The sequence below is a fragment of the Flavobacterium sp. 9AF genome (genome assembly GCF_902506265.1).
GTDB lineage: Bacteria > Bacteroidota > Bacteroidia > Flavobacteriales > Flavobacteriaceae > Flavobacterium.
Map to the genome: position 1 here is coordinate 1 of NZ_LR733618.1, position 1958 is coordinate 1958.

Sequence of the window (1958 nt, forward strand, 5' to 3'; positions counted from 1 at the left end):
CAGGATAGGTTCCCGTATTTTCAAAGCGAATCAAATAATGCACATACTCACCTATCATATCTGGACCAACCGTTTCTCCTTCTAAACAGGTTTTGTCATTTGGATCATAAGATCCTACAACCGTTTGTTTTAAAGCGGATGTGTTATCAAAAGGTATTTCGTCATTAGCTATTGGTGTTATTTGAGCTAAAAAGTTTAATTGATCTCCAATATTTACTGCTGGAGTTTCCATAGGCGAATTCACATTCAAAATTACATCTATTTCTCTTGTTTCAAAAGGAAGTAAATTACTATAATTCCAAGTTAACGAATTGGTAGCTTGGCTATCATAAATAGGATTAGCAGAAACATAGTCTAAAACAGCATCATCAAAAGTTAAAGAAACGCTACCATTTTCAATTTGATTTCCTTTATTTCTGTAAGAAATTTTATAATATGCATCAAAACCTGGTCTTGCAGGAACTATTGGTAAAACAATTACTTCTACATCGTGTTTAATACTATTTGCACTAACACAAAAATCTTGTGTAAAAGGACTCGTTTGTGTTGGAAAATCTACTGTAAGACTTGTTGGAGAGATATTGAAATAAGTTGGGTTTTCTAATATTGGCGTAATTGTATGTGAACCTGCTTGAACTGGGATAAAATAATTACCTGATTGATTTGATATTAAATCACCGGAAACGGTTCCATCTGTAATAGAAAATCTTAAGTTGGAATAATTTAAATCATTTAAATCACAACCGTTATTATTAAAATCATATATTGTTTGTCCTTCAATTGAAAAATAATCACCTCCTGGAACAAAAGAACAATAGGAATTTACATGACAATTTACTAGATTGTAATCCATTATTTTTTGTTGTATCATTGTGATGTCTTCATCATCTGCACAAATGTATTGTAAATCAGGATTATTAGAAAAATCTAATGAAGAACCATAATAATACAACCAACTTTCATTATTGTTTTTAATAAATAAACTATTTAATTGGTTATTGTTACAAATTAATTCATTCATAACAGAGTTAAAGGAAGCATCTAAAGTTGTTAATAAATTATTTGAACATAATAAATGTCTCAAATTGATATTTTGAGAAATATCCAAATTTGTTAATTGATTATTTTTACAATTTAAATCAATTAAATTCAAATTTTGAGTAACATCTAAATTAATTAATTCATTATTCTGACATTCTATTAATGTCAAAACTAAATTTTGAGTAACATCTAAATTACTTAATTGATTCCCTCTACAACTTAAATGGTTAAGATTAGTTAACATAGAAACATCTAAAGTTGTGAGTAGATTATTTGAACAACCTAAAGAAGTTAAATTAATATTCTGACTTAAATTCAAACTAGATAACTGGTTACCACTACATTGCAAAAAAACTAAGTTTAGATTTTGACTAATATTTAAATCTGATAGCTGATTGTCATAACAATATAAATATTTTAAATTGGAATTTTGAGTAATATTTAATGTGCTTAATTGATTATCACTACAATCTAAAAAATAAAGATTAGCTAATTGAGTTAAATCTAAATTTGTTATTTGGATATTCTTACATCTTAAAGTAATTAAATTGCTAAAATATTCAATTCCAGTTAAATCATAAATATTTGATTCATAAATATTTAAAACAGTAATCAATTCAGCTTCACTTTCTTCTATTTCACCATTATTATTTGTATCAATAGAATTATAATTTGTTACATATCCATATTGATCTGGAATTTCTGTAGATGCAATTTGGTTGCTTGAATTAGCACTCAACAACTTCGCTTTAAAATTAGCATCTGGAATATTAATAATCTGCCCTTGCAAATTCAATCCAAATAAAACAAGTAATAAAAAGTAGATTTTCTTCATAAAATATTTTTAAGAAGGCAAAAATACTTCAAAAAATTAAGTTTGAACCATTTAAATTTTATAAATAACAATTCCTTAAGAT

General features: G+C 26.1%; 1 protein-coding gene. It reads right to left on the bottom strand.

What is annotated here, in order from left to right; genetic code table 11:
- Window positions 1-1876: leucine-rich repeat domain-containing protein (locus HALO113_RS18200; protein WP_159780566.1), on the bottom strand; the 1876-nt coding region annotated here is incomplete at its 3' end.
- Between the last annotated feature and the right edge of the window lie 82 nt (window positions 1877-1958).